Origin of the sequence: Prosthecobacter sp., from assembly GCF_029946185.1 — a bacterium.
In the GTDB taxonomy this organism is placed as follows: Bacteria; Verrucomicrobiota; Verrucomicrobiia; order Verrucomicrobiales; family Verrucomicrobiaceae; genus Prosthecobacter.
Map to the genome: position 1 here is coordinate 1 of NZ_JAQSEA010000084.1, position 5,135 is coordinate 5,135.

At 58.7% G+C, this 5,135-nt stretch carries 7 protein-coding genes; 6 read left to right on the forward strand and 1 reads right to left on the reverse strand.

Annotated elements, in window-relative coordinates:
- The 3 genes from PSV43_RS06570 to PSV43_RS06580 all read left to right on the forward strand — a co-directional run.
- On the forward strand, window positions 1–347 hold a 347-nt coding region (locus PSV43_RS06570), incomplete at its 5' end, for a GH-E family nuclease (protein WP_300194750.1).
- A 40-nt stretch (window positions 348–387) separates the two neighbouring features.
- Complete coding sequence (locus tag PSV43_RS06575; RefSeq protein ID WP_300194752.1) at window positions 388–1,104, forward strand: hypothetical protein; 717 nt, start codon at window positions 388–390, stop codon at window positions 1,102–1,104.
- A gap of 645 nt (window positions 1,105–1,749) precedes the next feature.
- Entirely contained in the window at window positions 1,750–2,007 is a 258-nt protein-coding gene (locus tag PSV43_RS06580; protein ID WP_300194754.1) for a hypothetical protein, read from the forward strand.
- Window positions 2,008–2,141: 134 nt separating this feature from the next.
- Here PSV43_RS06580 and PSV43_RS06585 read toward each other — a convergent pair whose 3' ends face one another.
- Window positions 2,142–2,456 carry an HPF/RaiA family ribosome-associated protein gene (locus PSV43_RS06585; RefSeq protein ID WP_300194756.1) on the reverse strand — a complete coding sequence of 105 codons (315 nt, stop codon included), beginning with the start codon at window positions 2,454–2,456 and terminating at the stop codon, window positions 2,142–2,144.
- 298 nt (window positions 2,457–2,754) lie between these two features.
- On the opposite strand from PSV43_RS06585, the gene PSV43_RS06590 reads away from it, so the two are divergent.
- The 3 genes from PSV43_RS06590 to PSV43_RS06600 all read left to right on the forward strand — a co-directional run bounded on the left by PSV43_RS06590 (window position 2,755) and on the right by PSV43_RS06600 (window position 4,640).
- Complete coding sequence (locus PSV43_RS06590; protein WP_300194758.1) at window positions 2,755–3,540, forward strand: manganese catalase family protein; 786 nt, start codon at window positions 2,755–2,757, stop codon at window positions 3,538–3,540.
- A gap of 153 nt (window positions 3,541–3,693) precedes the next feature.
- The gene (locus tag PSV43_RS06595; protein ID WP_300194760.1) at window positions 3,694–3,885 is read left to right on the forward strand and encodes a hypothetical protein; all 192 of its coding nucleotides are present in this window, start codon (window positions 3,694–3,696) and stop codon (window positions 3,883–3,885) included.
- 155 nt (window positions 3,886–4,040) lie between these two features.
- Window positions 4,041–4,640, forward strand: coding sequence for a hypothetical protein (locus PSV43_RS06600; protein ID WP_300194762.1), 600 nt, complete (start codon window positions 4,041–4,043; stop codon window positions 4,638–4,640).
- Window positions 4,641–5,135 lie beyond the last annotated feature (495 nt).

The following is a 5,135-nucleotide window of genomic DNA, read 5'->3' on the forward strand; positions in this document are numbered from 1 at the left end:
TCACGGCTTTCGTCAACGGACTGAGCCGGCCTGCGTGGTACTCCAAGCCGGGAGATGAGACGATGGACACACGGGACTACATGCTGAACCACCCTGAAAAATTTGGCTCCAAACTGGGGACTGTCACGGACCCGTTTACGAACCTGCTGCTGCGTTTGTGGAAATGTGTCTGCTGCGGCCATGCAACCACTTACGACGGGGTTCACCTGGGGCACATAACAAAATGGAAGGTGGACCTCATTGCTGCGGGAGTGACCACGGCGGCTGAAGCCAGGGCGGCCTATAACAATTTGAACAACCTGCGCATCGAATGCTCGACCTGCAACGCGAGCCATGACGAGGAATAAAATCATCCGCCCACGAACAAACACACCATTTCAAAACGCCATGCCTGCACCTGCCTATGCCGCCGCGACTTCCCAATTCCTTGTTCAATGGAATCAACCGCCCGCCAGCACCTACTCTCAGGTGCCAGACGCCTTCCTGACGCCAGCCGGGTACAGCATTCGGATCAACCTCAGCGACCTGGAGGTGGACAAGGCGAATTGTTTCAGCAAGTCTCTGGGTGTCGATATCGGCGCTTCAGCGGCTTATAAAAAGTCATCCTTCAAGCTGACCGCTTCTGCATTGACGGCTCTCGGCGGCAAGTACCACCCGACCACCGTGAACCACCTGTTCTTATATGGGCACAGCACCTGGCGCACGTATGCCGCAGGGGGCGCCAATGAGAGAGGTCTGTCCGCGCAGGGGAGATTTCTTTCGGCTGGAGCGGCGGCGCAATACATCGACAGCCTGACCCAGGGCCAAACCTCCTTTCTGGCGGTGTGGCTGCTGACATGCTACGGGGGCTCGGATGATCTGGCTCCTGATGATGCAGACGCGAGCGGAGACACCAGCACCTTTGCCAAGGCGCTGAGTGACAAGATCACCTCTCACTCCACCTTGGTGATGGCTTTTGACAAAGCCGTCACCAAAACGACTCTGGACGTGTGCAGGCAGGCGGCTCTGAAGTATCCGAAAGTGATGAATATGGCCGAGGACTTTCAAACTCTGAAGCCTCAGCTCTCGGCTGAAGCCCAGCTGCTGACCTTCCATAAAACCTGATGCGTTGAGGTGGCTCTATATGGCTTCGAACGGGGTCGGGGTTGAGGCTCGCTCTCGCTCTCCTGACTGATTCGCTACTCATGCCTCTGCGTTTCCTGCGGTCGTCTTACCGCAAGTCCTCGCGGCCCATTTGAGGATGGCGTCGAGCACGGGGCATAGAGACTGGGCCAGGGGGGGGCGAATTTGGGAAGGATGACTGGATAGACGGTGCGGTGGACTATGCCGTCTTTCTCCAACTGCCGGAACTGTGTCATTCATGTGGGCTTGTTTTTCGGCAGGTGGGGCTTGGGCTTGAGGCGGGGCGTTTGCTGAGGAGAGTCGTGCTGATGACCGCCCCCAACGCTGTCTCTACGACTCTCTACAAAACTATCCTCCAAGAGGCGCTGCCGCATTTCAAACTGCTGATGCCGCTTTTCTGCTGGTGGCGAGCATTTATGTGGCGCGGTTCATCTACCGGCGGTTCAGGGCGTCCATCAAAGGGGCGCTGGGGGAGGCGCTGGTGAGTCAGGGGACGTTTCGCTTGCTTGACAAGGCGATCTACTGGGGCTTCAACGATCTGTATGTACCGCGTTGGCTCTGGGGGAGTTCGCTTTTCAGAATCCGATCTGGCAAAGCCGGCTGCACCTGCGGGCGCTGGCGAAGCTCTTGAATTTGCCGGAGTCGAAGTTTCGGCCGGTGATCTTTTTCATGGGCGGGGCCACGTTTAAAACGGAGCTGCCGAAGTATGTGATCGACACCAGCCTCACGGGCTACATCACCGAGATCGAAGAGGTGCTGCTACAGCCGGAGGAGGTGACGGCGGCGAATGATGCGCTGACGGCTCTGGTGTCGCGGACGAACGAGCGCGTGGCGAAGCGGGAACTGGTGGCGGGGATTGAGCGGCGGCGTTCTCCTGCGGTGTGAGAGCTGCCGTGGTCCTGGCCTTGGCTTCGTGGGTGGCCGCACCCGTGGGCTGCTGCCTCTGAGTTGCCGCTGCTTTAGGCAGAGGGCTGAACGGATGAGTGCCGCAATGGCTTGGATGCTCGCGGCTTCCGGCTCTAATGAGCGCTCAGCCGCGACAGGGTGTGATCCAATAAACGCTTCAACTTTTCAGCGGCACCGGCGATGGCTTGGGCAATCGTCTCTGCGTCATCGGTGACTGCAATCGGTTGGTGTTTTTCGAGGCGTGCCTCCATCATGCAGCGTTTGTCATGAGCGCCGCCTTTGTTGCTGTTTTCATCGCTCAGATGCATTTCGATGCGGGTAACATGCTGCGCGAGATGACCGAGTGTGCTTTCCACCGTGGCTTCGGATTGCTCGACCAGCTTTTCGCGGCCGACGATGTGATTGTCCGTGTTGATTTGGATTTTCATAGGTTCGTTTCTTGGGTCGAGTGCCTTCAAAAAAAGGCGGGTTGCGGGGTTTCCGGCGGGTGCAGAGGTGAAGGGAGGCAGTGATGCCGGATGAATGTCTATAGAGTGTTCGCCTCGGCGTTTGGAAACGATGCCACGAGTTTGAAGGTGGAGGCTTAGCTCAGGCTTGAGCCTGATCCTGAACCGCAGAAAAGACAGAGCTGATGCGTGCGGAGGTGCCGATGAATGGGAGCTGACGGTGCAGGGTCAGCTTTGGTATCTGTCTCACTGCAACCACACCACCAAACACACAATCGTCATGTACCACCATATCAAGAAACTCATGTTCACCGTTCGCGTGGGCACCCCAGATCCACGCTTTGGCAACATGCTGCTGGAACAATTCGGCGGCGCTAATGGCGAGCTCGCCGCCGCCATGCAGTACTCCATTCAGGGGATCAACTGCGATGACATGGCGTGCAAGGATCTGCTGATGGACATTGGCACGGAGGAGCTCAGTCATCTGGAGGTCATCGGCACTCTGGCGCGCATGCATTTGAAGCCGATGAAGAAGGATGCCGAAGCGGCAGAGCATGATCCATTGATCGCGATTGCCGGAGGCGGCGGCGTGGCGCTGTGCAACTCCATGGGCAATGCCTGGACGTCGGATTATCTGAAGGTCACGGGAGAGCTGGATGTGGACCTGCGCAGCAACATCGCGGCAGAAGCGCGGGCGAAGATCGTGTATGAGCGGCTGATTGATTTCTGCGATGACCCCGGCTCGAAGGAGGCGCTGCAGTTTCTGATGACACGTGAGATCACGCACTTGCGCGCTTTCATGTCCGCGCTGGACAGTCTTGGTAAATCGGCGCTGTCCATCGGCGCGATTCCTCCGACGCCGGTGATTGTGGATCAGTACTACAATGACTCCACCGGAGAAGGCGACCAGGGGGAGCAGGACTTCACGGGCCCTTGGAATACGGGTGAGGGGATCTCCATCATCGAATCGCCGGCGCTGGCGGGTTTTCAGGTGCTGAAGGCGACGCCCAAAACCTCGCGCACGACGCTGGACACTGAGAAGAAACAGAAGCCAGCGAAGAAGTGACAGGGTCGTGATCAGGGAGGTGACTGCCGCGCGAACTGTAGCGCGCGGTGGTCACTCTTTTTTGGAGTTAGTTGCCTGATGTGAGCGATGAGGGATAACCCGATATGGCGCTCGGGTCGCACGTTTGGATGAGTGATGCGATAAGAGCGGCGCATGACACCCTCATCCGAACCTCTTGTCTTGAAGATCCATCCAGCCGTCGGTGACACTCATCCCGAGGCACCGCAATGGCGTGCTGTTGATGTGCGCCTGCTGGAGAGCGCGGACATTGAAGGGAAGGTGGTGTACAGAGGCCCGAAGAATCTGCAGGTGGTGGAGGCCTTTGTGCTGAAGCTGGCTGCTTGAGTGCGGGGTGGGCTGTTTGGGGCCGCATTGCCGGCATGACTGAGTTTTTGAGGTGATGCGTGCTGGTGCTTCTCCCAGCGGGGCTGTCAGTACTGGGAGCTTTCCTATTCGGCATTCAATATTGATTGTTCGACGTTCGGTGTTCCTTGTTCACCATGTCTCCTCTCCTTGCCCTGCGCCTTCTGCCTGCCTGCTCTCTCGCTGCGTTGTGTCTCAGCGGGTGCGCGCTTGAACCACTCTCGTTTTGGAAGGACACACCGAAGGCGGAGAGGAGCCTCACGGCGGTGCCGCCGGCTCCGGTGGCCAAGAAGCCGGGGCATGAGACGGGACTGAATGTCACCTATCTTCCTGGGTATGTGCGCTCGCCCTTCACGCATCCGCCGCGACTGGTGGACGTGCGCGGGTTCCGGCCCGGCAGACTGGTGGTGTGCCCCTTCACCCAGAAGCTCTTCTATTTGCCGCAAGATTTTGTGGATGCCAGCCCGAGGTCCTTGCGGTCGGCCGCTCCGGTGCATCACCTCAAACGCGAGCCTGCGCACATGGAGACGGTGCCGCCGCTGACGCCTGCGGCCACCCCTGCGGTGCGAGATCGCGACCTGCCTTATGGCATCGCGGTCTCCGGCCGCCGCGGCTTTGTGTACAGCCCCTATACCGATAAAAGCCAGATGGTGGACGTGAGCGATATCCCGGCTGGCTCGGAGGTGCAGTGCCCCTACACGGGGAAGATTTTCCGCGTGCCTGGTGTGAAGCGGTGAGATGGGGCAAAAAATTTGATCGAATACCGGGCGGCTTGTTCCGGAACACGACGGGCTGCCATGGTGACGGCTTCATCCTCACCTATTCGGATGAAGCCGCCTGCCCGCTGCAACACGCAAACTGTGATTTGCAGACCGTGTCCGAGAAGCTGTTGGCTGATCGCTTCGCGGAGGAATGGCGTTTTGTATGCGCGGCACGTTTTCTAGCGTGCAGTGGGGCCTCGTCCGGCAGCGGTCTTGCTGTGTTGGTGACCTCCTTGCCGGCATGCGCTCCTTTGGGTGCGGGGGCATGGTCCATTTCGCGGTGTGCTTTGGCGTCGTCCCTGGACATTTTGGCGATGTAGGCTTCGAGGGAGTAATGGCGGCTTGATCTCATGTTCGTTACTGGGGTTTGAATGTGAGCTGACAAGGAACAAGCGCATGATGCAGGGGCCGCAGGTCTGCGGTATCGGCGCTGGTGCCGGTTCTGAATAGGCGCTGCTCCTGCTCCGCTTT

What these genes read in the sequence shown, in the direction of transcription:
- PSV43_RS06575 (WP_300194752.1), top strand. Translation starts at nt 388, where the DNA reads ATGCCTGCACCTGCCTATGCCGCCGCGACTTCCCAATTCCTTGTTCAA.
- PSV43_RS06585 (WP_300194756.1), bottom strand. Translation starts at nt 2,456, where the DNA reads ATGAAAATCCAAATCAACACGGACAATCACATCGTCGGCCGCGAAAAG.
- PSV43_RS06590 (WP_300194758.1), top strand. Translation starts at nt 2,755, where the DNA reads ATGTACCACCATATCAAGAAACTCATGTTCACCGTTCGCGTGGGCACC.
- PSV43_RS06595 (WP_300194760.1), top strand. Translation starts at nt 3,694, where the DNA reads ATGACACCCTCATCCGAACCTCTTGTCTTGAAGATCCATCCAGCCGTC.
- PSV43_RS06600 (WP_300194762.1), top strand. Translation starts at nt 4,041, where the DNA reads ATGTCTCCTCTCCTTGCCCTGCGCCTTCTGCCTGCCTGCTCTCTCGCT.